Source organism: Paenibacillus sp. 203 (assembly GCF_037027525.1).
In the GTDB taxonomy this organism is placed as follows: domain Bacteria; phylum Bacillota; class Bacilli; order Paenibacillales; family Paenibacillaceae; genus Paenibacillus; species Paenibacillus polymyxa_B.
In genome coordinates this window covers 208812-229056 of the sequence record NZ_JAXCHD010000005.1, presented here as the reverse complement: position 1 = coordinate 229056, position 20245 = coordinate 208812, and the positions used below count along the sequence as shown (strand labels likewise).

At 42.0% G+C, this 20245-nt stretch carries 15 protein-coding genes and 2 pseudogenes; 8 read left to right on the top strand and 9 right to left on the bottom strand.

Annotation, left to right across the window (positions count from 1 at the left end; all coding sequences use genetic code 11):
• Positions 1-98: 98 nt before the first annotated feature.
• From thrC to WA407_RS13365, 5 genes are all read right to left on the bottom strand, one after another.
• Complete coding sequence (gene thrC / locus WA407_RS13385; protein WP_336077541.1) at positions 99-1490, bottom strand: threonine synthase; 1392 nt, start codon at positions 1488-1490, stop codon at positions 99-101.
• Positions 1491-1705: 215 nt separating this feature from the next.
• On the bottom strand, positions 1706-3049 hold the full coding sequence (locus WA407_RS13380; protein ID WP_336077540.1) for a TldD/PmbA family protein: 1344 nt from the start codon (positions 3047-3049) through the stop codon (positions 1706-1708).
• 3 nt (positions 3050-3052) lie between these two features.
• Entirely contained in the window at positions 3053-4447 is a 1395-nt protein-coding gene (locus WA407_RS13375; protein ID WP_336077539.1) for a TldD/PmbA family protein, read from the bottom strand.
• A 386-nt stretch (positions 4448-4833) separates the two neighbouring features.
• Entirely contained in the window at positions 4834-5139 is a 306-nt protein-coding gene (locus tag WA407_RS13370) for a hypothetical protein (RefSeq protein ID WP_442952032.1), read from the bottom strand.
• Between the two features lie 435 nt (positions 5140-5574).
• Positions 5575-6453, bottom strand: coding sequence for an AraC family transcriptional regulator (locus WA407_RS13365; protein WP_336077537.1), 879 nt, complete (start codon positions 6451-6453; stop codon positions 5575-5577).
• A 359-nt stretch (positions 6454-6812) separates the two neighbouring features.
• On the opposite strand from WA407_RS13365, the gene WA407_RS13360 reads away from it, so the two are divergent.
• The 7 genes and pseudogenes from WA407_RS13360 (at position 6813) to WA407_RS13330 (ending at position 14243) form a co-directional block, all read left to right on the top strand.
• Entirely contained in the window at positions 6813-6971 is a 159-nt protein-coding gene (locus WA407_RS13360; RefSeq protein WP_336077536.1) for a hypothetical protein, read from the top strand.
• A gap of 244 nt (positions 6972-7215) precedes the next feature.
• Positions 7216-8091 carry a copper amine oxidase N-terminal domain-containing protein gene (locus WA407_RS13355; RefSeq protein ID WP_336077535.1) on the top strand — a complete coding sequence of 292 codons (876 nt, stop codon included), beginning with the start codon at positions 7216-7218 and terminating at the stop codon, positions 8089-8091.
• 924 nt (positions 8092-9015) lie between these two features.
• Positions 9016-11000: pseudogene (locus tag WA407_RS13350) on the top strand (contractile injection system protein, VgrG/Pvc8 family); the annotation flags it as partial.
• Positions 11001-11215: 215 nt separating this feature from the next.
• Entirely contained in the window at positions 11216-12157 is a 942-nt protein-coding gene (locus WA407_RS13345; RefSeq protein WP_336077661.1) for a zincin-like metallopeptidase toxin domain-containing protein, read from the top strand.
• Entirely contained in the window at positions 12150-12725 is a 576-nt protein-coding gene (locus WA407_RS13340) for a hypothetical protein (protein WP_336077534.1), read from the top strand. The genes WA407_RS13345 and WA407_RS13340 overlap by 8 nt, the downstream gene beginning before the upstream one ends.
• A 566-nt stretch (positions 12726-13291) precedes the next feature.
• Positions 13292-13624, top strand: coding sequence for an Imm8 family immunity protein (locus WA407_RS13335; protein WP_336077533.1), 333 nt, complete (start codon positions 13292-13294; stop codon positions 13622-13624).
• A 259-nt stretch (positions 13625-13883) separates the two neighbouring features.
• A complete protein-coding gene (locus WA407_RS13330; RefSeq protein ID WP_013311396.1) occupies positions 13884-14243 on the top strand; it encodes a putative zinc-binding protein in 360 nt (119 codons plus the stop codon).
• Between the two features lie 504 nt (positions 14244-14747).
• Here the strand turns inward: WA407_RS13330 and WA407_RS13325 are convergent.
• The 4 genes and pseudogenes from WA407_RS13325 to WA407_RS13310 all read right to left on the bottom strand — a co-directional run bounded on the left by WA407_RS13325 (position 14748) and on the right by WA407_RS13310 (position 18449).
• Positions 14748-15869: a serine hydrolase gene (locus WA407_RS13325; protein WP_336077531.1), complete on the bottom strand. Its 1122-nt coding sequence runs from the start codon at positions 15867-15869 to the stop codon at positions 14748-14750.
• A gap of 306 nt (positions 15870-16175) precedes the next feature.
• Positions 16176-16699 (bottom strand): annotated as a pseudogene (locus WA407_RS13320) (VOC family protein).
• A 51-nt stretch (positions 16700-16750) separates the two neighbouring features.
• Entirely contained in the window at positions 16751-17377 is a 627-nt protein-coding gene (locus WA407_RS13315; protein WP_336077530.1) for a type 1 glutamine amidotransferase family protein, read from the bottom strand.
• 109 nt (positions 17378-17486) lie between these two features.
• Positions 17487-18449 (bottom strand): helix-turn-helix transcriptional regulator, encoded by a 963-nt coding sequence (locus tag WA407_RS13310; protein ID WP_336077529.1) that lies wholly within the window; start codon positions 18447-18449, stop codon positions 17487-17489.
• 280 nt (positions 18450-18729) lie between these two features.
• Here WA407_RS13310 and WA407_RS13305 point away from each other — a divergent pair, with 280 nt between their 5' ends.
• Entirely contained in the window at positions 18730-20232 is a 1503-nt protein-coding gene (locus WA407_RS13305; RefSeq protein ID WP_336077528.1) for a hypothetical protein, read from the top strand.
• Positions 20233-20245: the final 13 nt, after the last annotated feature.

The following is a 20245-nucleotide window of genomic DNA, read 5'->3' as shown; positions in this document are numbered from 1 at the left end:
TAATGTGAACAAATTGAAACTAAAACATACAGCACATCTGGAAAATATGGAAATAAAAAAGAGGCTGCGCGCAGGGCGTAGCCTCCTTTCCCATTCTTTTACACATAAAAGGCTTCAAGCTGACGCACAATTTCTGCCTCGTCATGCTCTACCACCTGTTGATGCTGCGATTTCGAGAATAATTGTTCAATTTGCGTCGGAAACTCCTGCTTGATGTCCACCAGACGAATAGCTTCATCAAATTTAGCCGGATGTGCTGTCGCAAAGGTCACACATACTTCGTCCGCGCCATTATACGCCTCATACGCGGCAATACCGCAAGCCGTATGCGGGTCGAGCAAATAATCGTACTCGGCTTTGTATTTTTTGATCAGCTCCAGACACTGCTCATTCGAAGCACCGAGCGCTTCAAAATCCTGCTGCACCCGTTTTAAATCCTCTGCACTGATCACAATCCGTCCCTCGGTTTTGAGGTTATCCATGTATTCAGATACCTTGGCTGTATCCTCACCGAGGAAGTAATACAGGTATCTTTCGAAATTGCTCGCCACCTGAATATCCATCGAAGGACTGTATGTGCTTTTAAAGTCGCCCGGCTTGTATTCGCCTGTCTTCACGAAGCGCTCCAAAATATTATTTTCATTCGTTGCAATGATCAGCTTATGGATCGGCAAGCCCATTTTCTTCGCAAGAAAGCCGGAAAAAATATTGCCAAAGTTGCCAGATGGCACACTGATATTGATTTTTTTCGTACCCGCTGACTCCTGTGCCCGGAAATAAGCATAGAAGTAATATACGGTTTGTGCCAAAATACGCACAAAGTTAATCGAGTTAATCGCCCGCAAATGATGTTTACCTTTGAAATCCAGATCGGCAAACAGGTCCTTAATGACCTTCTGACAATCGTCAAAGTTCCCTTTTACGGACAGATTCAATACATTTTCATCGTCAACCGTCGTCATTTGCAGCTCTTGTACCTTGCTCACCTTTTGGTGTGGATGCAAAATACAGATTTTAATGCCTTCCTTGCCACGCACACCCTGAATCGCTGCCGCCCCGGTATCGCCCGAGGTTGCACCCAAAATGTGAATGATCTCATTCTGCTTTTTGGACACGTAGGAATAAAACTCACCCATAAATTGCAGCGCCACATCCTTGAACGCGAACGTAGGCCCGTGGAACAGCTCCAAAATAGACAGGGAATCGTTGATCTTCTTCACTGGCGTAACTTCCGGGTGACGGAAGCTCGCATAACTGCGCTCCACCAGCTGTTCCAAATCTTCAGGAGGAATCTCATCATTGATATACAGCGCAAAAACTTCCAGCAGCAGCTCTCTGTAGCTCAATGTAGCCCATTGCCCTAACGTAGCCGCCGACACAGTCGGAATCTGCTCCGGTACCATCAGACCTCCATCGTCAGCTAACCCCATGAGCACGGTATCAATAAATCCTTTGGCTTCTACTCGACCTCTAGTGCTAATATATCTCATATACATCCCCCAATAAAAATTCAATTCGAACCTTTTTTCGAATATATTATTGTCTATAATACCCTGTCGCGGTGCTGTAACCAAGCCTTTTTTTCATATTTCAAAGACTTTCTCCTACTTTACCATACCTCGATGCATCAGGCATCTGTCATCGCTAAGCAATTAAAACGTCAGGAACAGCCCGTGAGTCTGAAAAAAGAAGGCCGCTCCAGTCATTAGGAACCTGAAATCGAGAGTGCAGCCAGCTTGAGCGAAGGCGATGTGCAGCTTCCCGTAAAACGTAAATCGTTGCCAACTTCCTCTACCTGCTGCAGCACATCAAAGAAGTTGCCCGATACGGTGATCTGATTGACCGCTCTGATCACTTGCCCCTGCTCAATCCAGTATCCCAGACAAGCCAGCGAAAAATTACCGGACGCCGTATTCGTACCCGCATGCAGCCCTTGCAGCTCTACGATCATCAACCCGCGATCCGTCTTGCGAATCATGTCCTCCAACGTAGACGTGCCTGGTTCCACATACAGATTATGATACGACACACCAATTTTACCGTTATAGCTGCCCTTGGAAGCATTAGAAGTACTTTCCACCCCAGCCTTGCGGGCTGTCTTGCGGTTATGGAAATACGTCCGTAGTTCTCCGTCCTTGATGATCTCATTACGATGGGTTGCGCTGCCTTCGGCATCAAACGTACTGCCTGCGGGAACGTTCTCCATCAGCGGATCATCAATTAGCGTAATACGCTCGCTTGCCACCCTTTGCCCCAGTTTCCCAGCCAATCGCGAAAAGCCTTTATCCACCGACTCCGCTGAAAATACCGATGTATACGCAGCCAGCAATTGCGCTGCTGCATCATGACGGAAAATGACTGGATAGTTATCCGATTGGATCGTGTGCGCACCCAGCTTGGAAACAGCCTCTTTTACGGCTTTATGCGCCACATTCGCGATATCAATTTCCTCCACACTCCGCAGCGAATAATCATGCCAGCCCCCAGTTACCGTCTCGTCATGGTCTGCTGCAATCACATACACATAAGCGCTCGCTAGACTTTTGCGACGATGGCAGTGTAGTCCTTTTGTATTCATTATCAGAACCTCATTTTCACGAATGCTGACCGAGCAATGCCGAGCCATCACAATCCGTGGATCTGCGGCAAGCGCTGTGCGCTCCATTTCTAGCGCCGCTTCGATCAGAATCTCAGGAGCCGTGTCAGCCAACGCTGAGGCATAGGCAGGCTGCTCAGGGTAGCTCTCAGAGCCTGCGAACAGCTCATCCTGTTCCTCGCTCTCCAATATGTCCGCATTGCTGCGTGCTTCTTCCAATAAAAAGTCGATCACGTCCGGTTCCAGCTTCTCTGTAGAGGCATAGCCCATTTTCCCGTTAATGACACCCCGGAAGGAAAGCCCACCGTTTTCAACGATGGTATATTGGTCAATTTCTCCCTTCAGTACCTTCACCGAGGTAGAACGTCCATTTACATAGTAGATTTCCATATCCGCGTAGCCGATTTCCCGGCCTTTTGTGAACAACGCTTCCTGAAATTGCTGAATATTCATCGCCTATTCTCCCTTCCGTCCGCCGACGGTCATCTCGGACACGCGAATTGTCGGCTGTCCGCAATTGACCGGAAGACTTCCGCTGACCGAGCCGCACATCCCCTGACCATGATCCAGATTGTTGCCGACCATATCAATATTCTGCAGGGTTTCAATCCCTTTGCCGATTAGCGTTGCGCCTTTGACCGGCTCGGCAATTTTGCCGTTGCGAATCATATATGCCTCTTCAACCGCAAAATTAAACTCGCTCGTCGAGGTATTCACCGAACCGCCGCCCAGCGATTTGGCATAGATCCCGTACTCCGTATTGGCAATGATTTCTTCACGCGTAGAATCTCCGTTCGCAATAAACGTATTATTCATACGGGAAGCAGGCGCGAATTTATAGGACTGTCTTCGTCCTGACCCTGTCGCAGGTACACCCATCTGGCGCGAGCCCATGCGGTCGATCAGATATCCTTTTAAAATGCCGTTCTCAATCAGTACATTGCGCTGTGTCGGCGCTCCTTCATCATCGATATTGAGCGAGCCCCACGCGTTCTGAATCGTTCCATCATCTATAGCCGTGACAAGCGGTGAAGCCACCTGCTGCCCGATCTTATTGGCAAACACGGAGGTTCCATGAGCCACCGCCGTAGATTCCAGCCCGTGTCCACATGCTTCGTGAAAAAGAACGCCGCCGAAGCCATTCTCAATCACTACGGGTAATCTGCCGCTAGGTGCATATCCCGCTTTGACCATTGTGGTCGCAATACGAGCGGCGTGTCTCGCATTCTCTTCGATATTCAGGTTCTCCAGAAATTCAGTCCCTGCATATGCGCCCGGCCCGCGAAAGCCAGATTGTCTATGCTCCCCATCGGTCGCAATCGCGCTTATTCTCATGCGTGTATACGTACGGGTATCCTCCACCAGCAGTCCGTTGCTATTGGCGATCAGCACGTTCTGGAGCGAGTTGCTAATCCCAATGGAGGTTTGCGTAATGGAAGGATCGTATTGGCTTGCCGCCTCATGCGCCCGTCTCATCATGTCAATCTTGGCGCGTTTCTGCGAACCGTCAGGAATGATCGCAATTGGATGTTGGTTAGGGATCGCATGGGGATGGAGTGTAAGGGTGTGTGTACCTGGCGCTCCACCTCCGCGAATGGCCTTGGCGGCCGATTTTGCTAGCCGAATTAGGCTCTGTTCGCTCATATCACTGGTGTAGGCGTACACCGAGAAATGCTCCTTCATGATCCGAATACCAATCCCAAAATCTCGGCCTGACAGCGCCGTATCCACGACGCCTCCGGTCATGCCCAGTTGTCCATTGGTACGGTCCTCGACGAACACCTCTGCAAAATCCCCGCCCGTCTCCAGCGCGGCTTCCAGCATATCCTGAATCTGTGTTGGATGTATCATCACGTTCCTCCTCGTTTTTGCCATGTTTCATATTGTACGTTTAAGCGATCAAGATAATATGCGGGTTCATGTTTATTTCCCATAACTTTACTATACATGATGTTGGGAGGGGGTGTAACTATCTGGGTGGTAAGTGTTGGGAGGGGAGTGAAGATTTATGCGTGGGGATGGAGGGATTGAAATGAGAAAACCCGATCAGACCGTGAAGGGTCATGTCGGGTTTGGCTTTTTAAAGAGGTTGTACGTGCAACTAAGGACGCTACGTAGACGGATCATTCTTCCAATCGCTGTTGCCCCCAGATTTTTTTGATTATAGTTTAACGGTAAAAATCCGGGTTCAAAGGCGAACGCTCCGCTTCTTCAGAACGATTCCGTCCCCTCCGCTGCTATGCTTGGGTTTGCTTCATTTTGTTCGCCAAAATACTTTTTTTCAAACGAACTTTAAACAATTCCCTGCGAAGGTCCAGTTCCATGATATGAAGATGGTCGGCTGCTTCTTTGACGGTTTCCATGTGAAGTACACTTGCCTTTTGAGAAATAATAGCTAGCGCATCGAAAATGAGCTTTGTGCATGTTTTAAGTCTCTCTATGTGTTCGTCTTCTTGCTGTACCAAACTTTCGTATTGCTCAGCCGTATTTTCAGATGGGTTTGTATGTTCCACGCTCTGTAGTATCTTGGATTGGGTATCCAAAGTTATCATCTCCTTTATAAAAAGTGTAGTAAAGGATGATGCTGGATGTGGTACGTGGATACGTAATAAAGAGAGAATAATAGATAAGGTTATTATGGCAATTTAGTGTGCAAGATAAAATAAGACTCTTTGACATTCCAAGATAAGGATTATATCAAACTTAGAAGCTATAAAAGTACAACTAATGAATAAATATTATTTCAATACCTTAAACCTTGCACTGTTCTTCAGTCTGTCGCTACATTATATTTTCAATTACATAAGTAAGTATCATTTCTATTCAAAATCATTAGTCCCGTAAAATAAATTACCTGATCTTTCTCACCAAATGGCTGTACCTTAAAAGAAATACCTTCTTCACAAAATAAGCTTCAATTATAATAATTGAAAAAAGAGCTGCCGAAACAGCTCATGGATACTTCATAATCACATGCTTTATGTTACTTTTTTTGAAATGGGGATCCATATTTCACTTTTGAAAGTCGGTGAGGTTATATCTTTACTCTCATTCCACAAGATTTCCGGACCTTCCATTTGTTCATAATTTGAAGATGGAAACCATTCAGAATAAATACGTCCCCACACATCTTGTAGCGCATCAGGAAATGATCCGATTGCTTCGAATACTGCCCATGTTGAGGCAGCAACTTCAAGCTGTGTTATATTATCCGGACACTCCCGGGTTGTTGCAACACCAATATAGTGGTCAAGCTCCCCTTTTTCCTCCATTCTACCTTCAGAAAAGTTTGTGGATGCACTAAGCAATCCCATAGGCTCGACATTAGAAATTTTTTTAAGATTGCTGATAGTTTCACCATCTAAACTTTCCCACATCGCTGCAATCTCTGGATTAACCCCGTTAAAAATAATAGGAACTCTTTTTTGAATACCAACAATGCGAAATGCCCCTTTTTCTTCAATTCGATAGTTCATTTCACTTCCCCCTTTAATTGATAACTGGAAGGTCATTCGTGGATATGCTTTTAGTGAACGGCCATTAATTCTAGCTTCAGACGGCGTTAAGCCATGTAAATTTTGAAAAGCTCTTGTAAAAGAATCTGGTGAATTGTACCCGTATTTAATCGCGATATCAATGACCTTTACGTTGCTATCTTTAAGCTCAAATGCCGCAAGAGTGAGGGGTCTGCGGCGGATGTATTCTGATAACGTAGCACCTGCAAGAAAAGAAAACATCCTTTTAAAATGAAATTCGGAGCAATAAGCCAGTCTTGCTACCTCTTTAAAGTCAATATCGTTAGTCAGGTTTTCTTCAATATACTTTATTGCTTCATTCATGCTCTTAAGCAAATCCACTATAAGACCTCCTTCATCAATAGAATAGCAGTAGTTGAATATATCCACCCGACAATTCCTGCACAATATTGTAGGGTCTATTCTTATTCATAAGTTTAGTACACAAACATATATATCAGAGTCCATTCACCATATGTATCAGTTTAACTTTCCAATTCAGCCTCGAAAAAAACTTGATATCCTCAATTATATTTGAATCAGCATGTAGCCGATGAAACCACTGAGCTTCACATTCTGGCGTTTGAGGTACTTATCAGGAATAGATGGTACAAGCTCCAGCAAGCGTTTGACTGTCATGGAATTTTAAAGTCGTATACATTCGAGATGATGGGGAGATTCTTGCAAACAAGCCCGAATTAGTGGAGCAATGGTCTAATGAGGAGCAAGTAGGAGAAAATTTATTTAAAACTAAAGAAGGACAAGCTATTGCTCCAAGCAAACATGCGACCTTACACAATCTATCTCAATTCAAAGTGTTTCATGTGCTCCTTGCTATAATCAATCTATTAAGCGATTGACAACTATGGCGTCTAAAAGTTCTCCACATTCTGGATCGTTTATTTACGGAGTTCACTGGTACAATTCTTATATTGGCACAAGCTCAACAAATAATTCTCCGTGGACTACATCGTCACAAACTGCAGGATACTGCACTGTACCGAGTTCGCAAGTTACAACTTCATTTATTAATGCTGGTTAGAGTTTCGTAAATGTTTGCAACAAAAAAAGACTTTGCTTCGTTATATAAACGGAGGGTGAAAAATGAAACGAAAATATTTTTATAGAACGGCTGTATTATCTCTTGCAGTTCTTGTGAGTGCTATATTTGGAACCTCTTCTTATAACGCTAATGCAGCACCGATTAATCACTCTATTCATGTCAATGGAACCTCTTTGCTCAAAGTGAATGATTATGACGTTTTGTACTGCACACCGATTGGTCCCTACGTTAATGAAGAAAAACGTCTCATGGTTCCGCTTCGTTCCGTTGCCGAGCTTCTTGGCGCAAAAGTTGATTATAACGGTAAACTTCAGGAAGCAAAAATCAGGTGGAGTTCAAATGAAATTGTGTTTCAAAAGGGAGCAAAAACATATAAACTGAACAATACTCCAGCACAGATGGACACTCAGCCCGAAGTGATTCAGGATGCCTTTGTCATTCCGCTTGGAGTATTGCTGAGAAGTATGAATATCCCGTTTGAGTACAGGAACAACAAAGTGATTTTAAAAAATCCGTCTTTTGACCAAAGCAAGATTTTTCAAGAAGTAATAGAAGCGGACCGAGGAAGATTCATTCTTGACAATCCTTCTGCACTGGATATTCAAAATTTCAAGCTTGTGGAAGAGAAAAACTCAGCAGGCGAAACCAGAGGGAGTATTACGGTGAGTGGATTAAATCGGACAGGCTCTACGATTAGAGAAGGGAAAGAAGATTTGCACATCATTTGCTTATTTAATCAAACGTTGGATATGGATGCAGACTTCGCGTCTATAGATATCCCGGATCGAAAACGTCCAAAAGTTAATCCGGAAGGAAGCGTGTCTCAAAGTCTGTCGTATCTCAAAATAAATGATGACCCTTTGCAGTATATACTAACTGCCGGAAGAACAATACAAACGAAGAATGAACGAAAATAGTAATATTTAGGAAATTTAAACTTAACACAAAGGCTTGGTAGCCGGTCTGAGCAGACTCTGTCAAATAGACATTACAAAAATAAAAATCAGTTAAAAGGTCTTAGTCCAATTCCATTGGACTGAGGCCTTTTAGTTTTGTCTGCAACCTCGTTATTGTAAAAAATAGATGTATATCCTTCTTCAGTTCCTCAAAGGTCCTGTATGAGCGCACATAATACCTCTTATGTTTAAAGTACTTCCATTGAACCAGTACCCAGAACATCTCTAATACTCCCCAAACAAGGCATGCTAATACGTTAAAATAAACGATTTTAAATCTATACAAAGGACTTTATGTAAGCAAAAGTGCGCATACTTTATTGGGCGCTATTTGTTTAATGTTCAAAGTATTTGCAAGCGATATCTTTACAAATCTAATGAGGACATAAGTTATTGTTCGCTCGTTCAATATAAGGATTGGCATCCAATGTAACCTCAAAATTGTTGACCTTAGTATGAATACTCAGGATACCACCCTGCTGGAGTTTGCTATGAAATAACACTTTCAAAACCGACCTCTGCTACCCTATCAGCACCATTGTATAGGTATGCTGCATCACCCTTTCCATTAAGTCGGGATGATGGAAAGAATAAACGCTCAATCCCCTTCTATATTTACCTCTCTACTCTAAAATACACATTGAAAATCCCCCAACCAATGGGTCATTCTGTAAACTAAATCTCTCTTTTAACCGATAAATACATATGCTGGGTTGTTTATTAAATATCATCTCTCGTCCCTTTATAACGTACAAACCTTGTTATGCATATTTATATTGACTCACCGTCATACTCATCTGCGGCTTCTTTAATCAGAAGCGCATTCAAGATGACGTGCTTTACTTGGAAATACCCATCGCATCTAGAAAGGAGTCTTGAACTCACTTGAGCGTATTATCAGATGGGATCGGATATGAAAGCCTACGCTTTTATGGTCCCTTTCAGCCACTACATATCGAACAACTTCAAATAACACGCACCATTAATGATCATGCCTATTTACATATCAGTGGCATGCTCTCCGAAGAACAGGGAGCAGCTTGTATCGGACAGGATATGGAGCAAGAGCCCATTGTGATTCGTCAGTTGAATGATCAGGGACAATCGTTGAGAAGGCTGTTCCATGGGATTGTTACGCGCATGTCCGTACATTGCGTGCGAGGCGTGTATACGTTTGAACTGGAGGCCGCGTCCCATTCGTACCAGATGGATATTAAGCGTAAAAGGCGCTCCTATCAAGATATTCACCGCACTTATGATGATCTGGTCACTGCGCTGGTTCGAAAATATCAGTACGGAGATGCCATTGATACGGTAAGCCACTATGCCAAACTGGAGGCATTTGTTTTACAATATGAGGAGACTGATTGGGCGTTTTTAAAACGTCTCGCTTCTCGCTTTGGTTCCGTCCTTGTGCCAGAGGTAACCGCAGCCTCGCCCAAGGTTTTCTTCGGAATGCCGGAAGGCAAACAGCATAAGGTGGAGCGGGATGTATTTTATCGAGTACGAAAAACGTTTCATGAGCTGGATGGGAAAAAGCCAGGCGAACGTGCTGGCTCGTATGTCACCTATATGATTGAAAGTCTGCAATACTATGCGCTGGGCGACCTTATCACGTTACCTATCGGGCAAGGAAAAGAACTGGTCGTGGTTCAGGCCATGACAACCTTAGCAGATGGCTTACTGCGTACCCGCTATGACCTTCAAGCCGAACAGGATATTCGCTATGCCCGGTATGAGAACGATCAGGCCACCGGGATTTCGTTGACAGGAACGATACTGAAGGTACAGCAGGATTTTGTACAGCTTCAACTGGACATCGACCCGAAGCAAGATCCTGCCAAAGCCTGCTGGTTTCCTGTAGCCACCCGTTATGTCGCGGAAGAGCATAGCGGCTGGTACGATATGCCTGAGATCGGGGAGCAGGTGGAATTTGTATCTGCCTACCCACCTCGAACAAGATGCCTATGTAACGGATTCACTGCGACAACAACGCCACACCAATGGACAGCCGAATGTGAAGGTATGGCAACATGTGCAAGGTAGCGGCGTCGAAATGTCTGAGCAGGAGCTGACTCTATGCACCTCCGGTGAATTTTCCATTACACTGCATGAAAGTAGCGGCATTACCATCGACAGTCCAGGGAATGTGCAGATTCAGGGTGGTCATGTGAAGCTGGGTGCAGGCGAGGAACTCTCACTCGAAGCTGGCACGGCGCTGTATCTAAAAGGCGGAGCCAGCAGCATGGTACTGGATGGTGAAACGGATACCAAAGCTCCAGTGATTTATCAGGAAGGTACGGTGAAAGCTCCTGTTTTCGTAGCCGACCTCCCTCCTGTACCTGAGCCGCCATTGATGAGCATCAAAGCATACGAGGCGGCGCAAGCTCCATCAGCAGCTAAGACATCATCAAGCAGCACTCCTACCGCCAAAGTGACAAGTCCGGCTGCACTTCAACAGGCCAACTCTTTGATGGGTACGGTGTCCAAGCTATTAGGCTCCATTCCAGTGATGGGAAAAGTGGCTGGTGTTGTTGCGGGAGCCTTAGGTGGGCCTGCGGCGGGTGTCATTCTAAAAGCAACCGCAATGATCCCCGTCCGGAGCAAAGGAACAAGTCACGCTGGAGGTAGTGCTCCTAAAGGTGGTTTGCATCCACTGAAGCATCTGGCTAGTTTAGCTCTCCAAGGGCTAATAAGCCAATACGAGCATGAGCGGGCTAAGGAAGCCTATTACAGCAAGTGGATTTTGGGGAAAGTGTTTACGAGTGCACGTCATATAGCGCATTCTGGTGGCCCATTAGAACTGATTCAAAACCTGCTGAAAGAGTCAAATGCCATGGCTCAAGCGTATCAGCAAGTTCCTAAAAACATTCAGGAGAAATGGCTCCGAGATTATGAGGAAAAACAACGCCTTCAAGCAGCACAAACGCAGAAACATGAGAATCCAAAACTTGCATTATGGAGAGAAAGAAAAACTAGTGAATATACTTCATATTGGAATCAAACTGATTATTTTACAGCCAACTGGTGGCAGGATGAAAATAAGCTAAAACAAGCAGAGCAAGCACTGCGCACTGAAATTACAATGAAGCGCAAACTATCACTGTATGATATTAAAGATCCTAATAAATTGGCCGCCATCCAGCGTATCGTCAATGCAAAACGCACACACGTATGGGATGAAGGAACTCTCAATGCCATTGAAGATGGTTTAGTAGCGATGGGTGTGGACTCTACAAATGCTATTGAGTTGGACAAAGAGAAAATGGATGCACTCATTACTCGATACAATCAAGGCTTTATTGGACAAAAATCTGGAGATTACATGGAAAGGACAGGCTTAAGCGATTTAGTCGAAGAAACGACTTATGGGATTGTAGCAGCCCGGATCGGTATGGGGAGTGCTGGAAGTTCTCCTGCTAGGTTTAGCCAGCCACCTATTGTAGAGAATCCGCCTGTAAAACCCAATCCAAAAGGTGGTCCAGGTGTAAACAGACCAATTGATGAGGGGACTGGTAATGGTGGTATCAAGGCTCGGACTACTGATCTAGATCAGGCAGAATGGGACACAAAGAGAGTAAGTGGAAATGTTTTTAAAATTGACGAATATGGTAATAGAAAAATACGTGCATCAGACTTTAAAAAATTCAAAAAAGATATGGATCAATCAGGGATTAAAGTTGTAATTGACAAAGAAAAGGTACCAAAAAATAAAGCTGGAGGTTTTGATCCTGAAACAGGAATCATGTATTTTAGAGGGAAACCATCTCAAATAGCGGCTTTTCATGAAAGCGTACATGCAAAGCAATGGTTAGAATTGGGTAAAAATAAATATTTAAAACAAAGTATCTTAGAAAGAGAAGAACATGTCTACAAAATAATAATGGAGAATAAAAAGAATTTTACAAGAGCTGAGTTAATTGCTACTGAACGATACATTTATAAACTGAGGAATAATGGACGTAAGGCGCCATTTGGATGGCCACCTGCAAATTCTGAAATATTTAGGGGGTGTTTAGATGAGTAATCCAAAATTTTCTGCATTGCAAGCGTTAAATGTTGCACAAGAGTACATCAACAAACGTAACAATAACTACAATCATTGGACTATTGATAGTGACACAAACAAATCTGTTCAGTATTATGACAAATTTTTTGCATTGACTGGTGGTGCTTGGGTTGTTGAGGTAGACTTCAAGGATTTTGAAGAGTTTCTGGTTATTTCTGATGAAGAAGAGGTAATTTCCTTTTCTATATTAGGGATTGATAGAAATAAACTACCTAAAATATATACTCAATTAACCATAGACAGATTGCTCCAAATTTCTAGAATTTATAATGACGAGTACCAATTAGAGGGAGTAATCAATTCCAATTCTGGTGAGTCAATAGCTTTTTACGAGAAATTTGAAGGTGTTGAAGGGTACTCTTGGATTATTGATATAAAAGTACCACCTTCACCGTTTGGTGGTGGTGATATGATAAGTCTTGTTCTTTCAGATGAAAAAGAGTGCGTTGAATATATGTTTGATCCTTCAGGGTACCCGGTTACCCCTCATTTAGAAGATGATGACGATGAAGATGAAGATGATTAAGAATTATTTTGTATGCTACTTTTTGAAATGTGTCACTACCAACCTATTGGTTGAATAGCATAGCTAAAAACTTTCTTTAAAAACGGACGGAATCTATTGTAGTGCTATACGGCAGTTACATTGTGACAGCAAGATCGTACAAAACAACAAACCAAACATAAAACAACTTGACAAACATGCTTGGTAAAATTTCAAGGCTTATTCCAACTTGATCCAATGAGTTGGAATAAGCCTTTTGCATGTCAAAATCACTAACTAAATAACATAGCATTACTTCCTACACAAATCAATAACTTGCCACTCCTCCCCATCTGAGGGCGTTTGACTTGCAAGAGTTAATGTTCGAAGAATACACAAGAAGTTACTTCAAAACCTAATTGGTGGCATGCTGATATATAGATGACTTAACGAATTCTCAAATTCTTCTCGTAGTTAAACTATTACCAAAAGGATTATCCCCCCTTGGAAGTTCTACTCGTTCAGAGGCGATGAGCGCTGGTTAAGCATGGGCACCAAAGCAGATAAGTAACGTTCATATTGATATTGTTCAATAGGAGGATAATTAAATGCTTATAATAAAGGCTTTAACAAAGATGTATGAGGATTGGGGTGAAGATATAGACGACTTCTATATTACTTATAATGTTGATATCGGGCCCAGTGAAATAAATGGAGCATCAGACATGTTTTCATTTGAACTAATAAGTCCTAAAAGGTTAGCTAGGATGACAGGTCAAGGTGATATTATTATCGGGCATGGTCATTTTATAGCACGGGACTTTAATGAAAATATACTTGAAGCAACATTAAACCGTATCATTAATAAATGCGTAGATGATGATATGAATAAGGCATACAAAAACCTATCTGCATATTTTCGTTGGGAGATGGACGAATAATTAACAATATCCCTGGAAATCAGATTTATATTTAGATAGGGCTAATTCTCTATTAGAAAAATTAAGTTAAAAAGGGGGATCTGGCTGAATTGTATATACACAGTTAGCCCTATAATAGATTTTTCAAAATAATGTCGTGATCACGATCACGGTTTAGACTGTAAATTTAAGTTAAAATATAAACAATTTAAATTTGATTTCAGCTAAAACCAAAGATACCGTGATGGATCACAAAGAAAAAACAAGGAAGTGTACAAAGATGAAAAGAACTGATTTACCTCTTGTCTATTCTTGTTCTGGATGTTCCTCCGCAGCACAAACCGCTAACATGATCGCTATACAAATGGATCGAGAAAAAGTTGCTGAAATGTCCTGTATTGCTGGTGTTGGTGGTGATGTCAAACCACTTGTCAGAACAGCAAAATCGGGACGTGACATCATTGCAATTGACGGCTGTCCCTTGTCCTGTTGCAAGAGTTGCTTAGCAAGGCATGAAGTTCAACCCAAACACCATTTCCTGCTGTCCGACTTTGACGTACCCAAGATAATAGGAGAAGATCCTAACCCCGATCATTATAGGAATGCTTACACACAAATCTTAGAACAAATTGGACAATAATTCTTAATTAAAATTAAGGTGTGTATCGAATTTTTACTGGTGACTCCTAACACATCTTTAAGGGCCACCAGTATTATTTTTTATACAGAAACATCTTTTTAATAAGGAGAATAATCATCGAATGTTTAAATGAATTTGTCTCACAATTTAAAATTGACAAAATTCCTATGCGTCCTTGCACAAAAGAAGATTTTTTATGTACCAGACTTAAAGAACAATTAGTTTGTTAACTGTTCCCAAAATATCAAGCTTTATTTCTTAATTCAACATGTAATGTTCCATTGATCGTAGTGGTATTTACTGCAGCCTCCAGAAACCTAGTACACCAATTCTTAAACCGACGTTCTAAAGGAGTGGAGATAATGTATGAAATACTAAATAAAACTTGATATATCGCTAATAAACCATAAAGAGACACGAAATACGATTTTAAAATGGAAAGTAAGCCATGATCCAGTAAAGTATAAGCGGAATCAGCAGCATTTTTACAAAATAAAAAAACATTCAATTTCTTCCCTTATCATATAATTTGCTTTTTACCTCTTCTTGAAATGCAGTATCCGTTAATAATTTGTAAAAAAACAAATCCAGCTTCTGCTTGAGCCAAATATGATCCACCCCAGAATCATCTTGAATAAACATGGCTAGTTGAATGTCATTTCCCTCCCGATCCGTACAATATAAAGCCTCTGTTAGAACAGAAATGGTAGATCCACCTTTGTTTCCGAACTCTATTAACTTGGAGTTATCCACTTGTCGCTGAATTAGCATTTTTAGATATGGATTTATAGTAGAAGGAACCAATTCCTCCTTGTGTATGAGCTTCATGAGGTAAGCATATTCTTTAGTCGTTGAACGAGGAAGCTTGCGCGATTCCAGCACTTGAAGCTTTCGTACATAATTCTGCCTGGTGTTCCATTTCTGAATACATTCTAACCCCTGATCACGATTTAAAATCTGATGAATTTCAATAGATTTTTTCATAAATTCCTCGTAGCTCATCTCACTTATCTTTTGTATCGACTCTTTAAAGCCTATGTTTTCAGTCTCTTGGATATAAGGAGACATGAATCCCGCAGATGAAAAAGGAAAGATTTTATCATGAGAAGAAAGTGAGAGCTTCATAATATTCTCATTTATCTTATCCAAACCCATTTTCGCCATTAGAAATTCTGTATTGGCATTGGAACTATATGCTAACATACCGTGAGTAATATCCAATAACGTAATTTTACCTTGAACCTCTTTATGGTTTGCGCGAATGGATTGGATCCAGTTATGATGAGCGTTACCATCGGAACCAGGGATATAAAATTTATTTAATTCCTCTAAAGGAACAAGTTCCTGCTCGTCTAATATTTTCGCCACAACTTGGCGAGCAAATTCGATAGCAATGATCACTTTGGCCGTGCTGGCAAGCGGCATTTTAACTTCTGAGTTATAGCTGATTTTCTCCATACCATTTTTGATCATAAACAAAGATGCTTTACTCGGATTTTCCTTTAAAAAGCTTAGAACATCCATTTCTGTTTTCTTATTATTTTGGCGCTTCGCAATGAACAAAAACAGGATACATATGAGAACAAATATTAAAATGATAGCTACTAACCATAAAATTATTTTCATACTTTGCTCCTTAATGGACGCGTTTAGACTGAAGTTCACATAAGTCGTCACAGCTCCCCACGGGAATCACTTTTCTTTTAGAAGCTATATAATCATACAAATAACCACCTATACCCATTTTTTAAAAATGATTATAAAGGGAACCGCCCACCAAAGATGCGGTATCCCTGTACAAATTTGTGCAATAGAGTCATTATCAACTAGAACCTCATTGAAGAGCAAATTACCAATGCATTCTATATTCAAGCTTTCCTTAACATCTCTCAGCAAACCGTCACTCTTAATATTTTTAAAAAGTGATTGCCTTTATTCTCCACTAAAGCTTTTGGCCCATTCAGCAACCCTACGACTACTTTCTTCTTCTGACAAATCCTCAATCCTGGTCATAATAGACCATCTTACTCCACAAGGATCCAATATACTTCCGAATCGATCACCTGAAACAAAGTTTGTAACTGGTTCCCTTACTTTTGCTCCTCTTGCTACTGCATTTTCAAATACCTGATCAACATTCAACACGTAAATTCCTAAAGAATAACACGCATTGTCTTCATCTGGCGGCAAAACCAATTGATATGCCGGATTCGCTGCTCCCAGCTGCAAAAACCATTTCCAAAATCTAATTCCGCATGAACAATGATTTTATTGCCATTCTCATCAGGATATTCAGTAATATCCTTAACCCTTGCATTGAAAACACTTTTATAGAACTCTATTGCTTCCGAAGGATTCTTCACTGTAATAAAAGGGGTAATAGATGTAAAGCCGTTGGGTGTTCCCTTCTTTGTATATTTACCTGACACTCCCGTATATTCTCTGCTTTCAGTCATTTTAACTCCTCCTTTAAATGATCGTAACAGTTCAATTTTATGCTTATACCTTCATTGGATTGAATCCATCAACTCATAGTAATATCTGGATGCACGAGTCTTATTTAGACTATACCAGGCTTCTAATGTTTTAGAAGAAAACACACCCAGAGCTTTCAAGACGTGTACGGAAAATTCCAACGGAGCTGTTCCAGATGCTGTGATCAGTTTTCCATCCGTTACAGCAGACTCCGTTTTGTAATACTTTTCGCCCGTGTAGGTGGGACAGGTCATTTGGAGGTATTCCAGATCATTGCTTGTATGCCAACGTGAATTCAGCAATCCTGCCTGGGCAAGTCCCATGGTAGCACCACAAATCGCTGCAACCCATATCCCTTCCTCTAAACACCTCTCAGCGAATTTTAAGATGGGTTGGTGAATGGTTTCTGTCCATGTATCTCCACCGGGTAAAATCAATGTATCTGTGCTTTCAATGCTGCACTCATCCAGTTTGATGTTAGGCAGGATTTTCAATCCGCCCATTGTAGTTACAGGGGTCTTTTCCATTCCCACGGTAACTATTTTGGATGGGACCAGCCCCTTTTTATAATATCTCCCCGAGTTCAGTTCGGCAGTTAAATAACCTATCTCCCAATCTGCCATGGTGTCAAACACATAAAGATATACTGTATTATTCATTTGCAAATTCTCCTTATTTTATAATTCATCGAGTGATACCAACTCTCGGTAATCTATGATTATCCTCATTATAAAAAAGCTTCACTGACATCTGCTGTCAGTGAAGCTATTAACGTTGATAATATTCCATTAACTCCGACGCAACAGCGACAAGCTTTTTCTTCAAACTCTGTGGTTCGATGACTTGAATGGACTTCCCGTAGGGTAGGAGTAAATAAGGGACATATGTATGAAGTGATTTTTCCTCAAGCAAAAAGATGGCTTGATTGGATGCCCGCTCTTTCAGATGATGCCCCAAAAACCAATGCAGACATAAGTCATCCAATGCCTCTGGCCTGCCTTCGATCATTAAAGAAATTAAACCGTCCTTGCCTACTAAATCAGGTAACAGATTTTGCATAAAAAATTCACGAGCCGAAAAAGCCTCAGGACGCTTAAATATGATGGGAGTACGCTTGATTTGTAGAATCCGATCTGCCCGAAAGCTACGGATCTCATTTCTTAGGTGGCAAAATGCAACAGTGTACCATTTGTTGTTCCAGTAAACCATTCCATAGGGGTCTATCACCCTATTCTTGGGTTGTTCTTCATGGCTTGTGCGATAATCCATTTCTACAGAAAATTCGTTGGCTACAGCTTGCTCCAATTCCGCCAATATCGGCTGAAGAGAAGGGTCTACCATGCGGTTAATCACTTCAAATCCGGCTAAATGACGGCTAAGTATACTTTCCTGCTCTTGATTCGAATACATTTTTAATTTTGATGTCGCATTGCCTAATGCCTCACTCAAAGGGTATCCAGCCTCTTTTGCAAAAATAGCAGCATGAAGGAGTGCCTTTTTTTCCTTCATATCAAATAGTAGAGGCGCTCTGATAAAATTATTCAGCAAGCTATACCCGCCATTATGACCTGGGTCGGATATTATCGGCACTCCACTGGCACATAGTGCATCAATATACCGATAAACTGTCCTTATATTTATTTCTAACTTTTCGGATATTTGCTTTGCAGTCATTTTTACGCCCGAATTCAACATCCATAGAATGGCCAGCATATTATCGTTTTTTGGCATAACATGAACCCTCATCTCTCATTAAAGTTCAATCTTTTATAAATATCTTTTTATACTCTCTCTTACTACCTATTATATGCTTTTTTCCACCTTATACTTCCCTCTCATATCTTCTAATTCCAGATTTACACATAGTAAATACCACAATGAATGGGTCATTCTGTAAACTAACTCTCTCTTTTAACCGATAAATACATATGCTGGATTTATCAATAACCACATTACTAGCTGGGAATCTCATAATAACATTTACCAAAAACAACTATAGAAGGAGACACCTATGGAAAACATCATGACGTACGGTCATATCGAAATCATGCCTTATGAGTTCGTCCGCCTTCATGAACTTAAAATCTTAAAAACAGTCAATGACCATGCCCGAATGATCTGTACAGGTATCATCTCGGAGAAAAATCGAGAGCTGTATGTACGTGCTTCAGATGAAGAAACTCAGGTCAAAGCTTTTGTTACAGACCAAAATGGCAATCGACAGCCCCTTTTTCGAGGCATTGCCTTGGATGTGGAGGAAAAAGTCGTTCATGGGGTCCATTACCTGACCGTCGAAGCCATATCTCATACCTACGAGTTAGATATTAAGCGGCATCAACGCTCTTTCCAGAACCCCAAGCTCACCTATACGGGTCTGATCGAAAGTATTGTATCGGACTACTCCAAAGCCGAAGCCATGGATGTTGTGTCCCACAAGAAGCCCATCGGCACCTTTATCATGCAATATGATGAGACCGATTGGCAATTTCTGAAACGTATGGCCTCCCACTTCTACTCTCCGCTCATTCCTGCGGTGGGCTATGGAGTGCCGAAGTTTTATTTTGGCCTGCCTATGGGACTCAGCAAAGGAGAAATTAAATCTACCAATTATAAGGTCACCAAACGGGTTGCGGATTTTCAAACCGCCTCAGAGAACCATATCCCTGGCGTACGTGATGCTGATTTTATCCAATATGAGGTCGAGACGGAGAAATTACTGGAACCTGGCTATGAAGTAACCTTTCAAGGTCATAAGTTGATCGTAGCTGAGGTGCTAACGGAGATGAAAGACGGGGTGCTGACCCATACCGCCAAGCTGTCACCACGAAGCGGCTTACGTCCAATTAAAGACTATAATCGCTCTATTATCGGCGCTTCCATTCATGGCAAGGTACTGAGCGTTCGTCGGGACAAAGTCCGCGCCCAGCTCGATATGGACGATCAGCAAGATCCGAACACGGATTACTGGTTTCCCTACTCTACCATTTATGCCTCTGCGGATAACACGGGCTGGTATTGTATGCCTGAGGATGGGGACAGCATTCGCATTTATTTCCCCAGTTATAAGGAAGAAGAAGGATACGCAATCAGCTCGGTTAAAAGAGAACCGCAGCCTTCCGGGGGAAAATCTTCTGCCGCTTCTGGACATGAGACTGCTTCTACTTCGTCTGCCGGATCAAAGTCTTCTTCGGCACTGTCTGCGGCAGCTCCTGCGCCAGATCGAATGGCTGACCCTGCCATTAAGACGCTGCGAACCAAATACGGTAAAGAAATCATGCTCGCTCCGGATCAAATCGTTATTTCCGGGAATGGCATGTCCATTGTCATTAACGATAAAACAGGCATTGATATTGTAAGCGGAAAAAATGTGAGTATTAGTGCGGCTTCGGATATTGTTATGAGTTCCGGTAACATCCAGCTTTCTGCTGGAAAAATTGAGTTGTCTGGTAAAGGCAACACCATTACGCTGGATGATAAAACGACCTTCTCCGGTACGGAAATCAAGATGAATTAACGGGAGGTTAGTA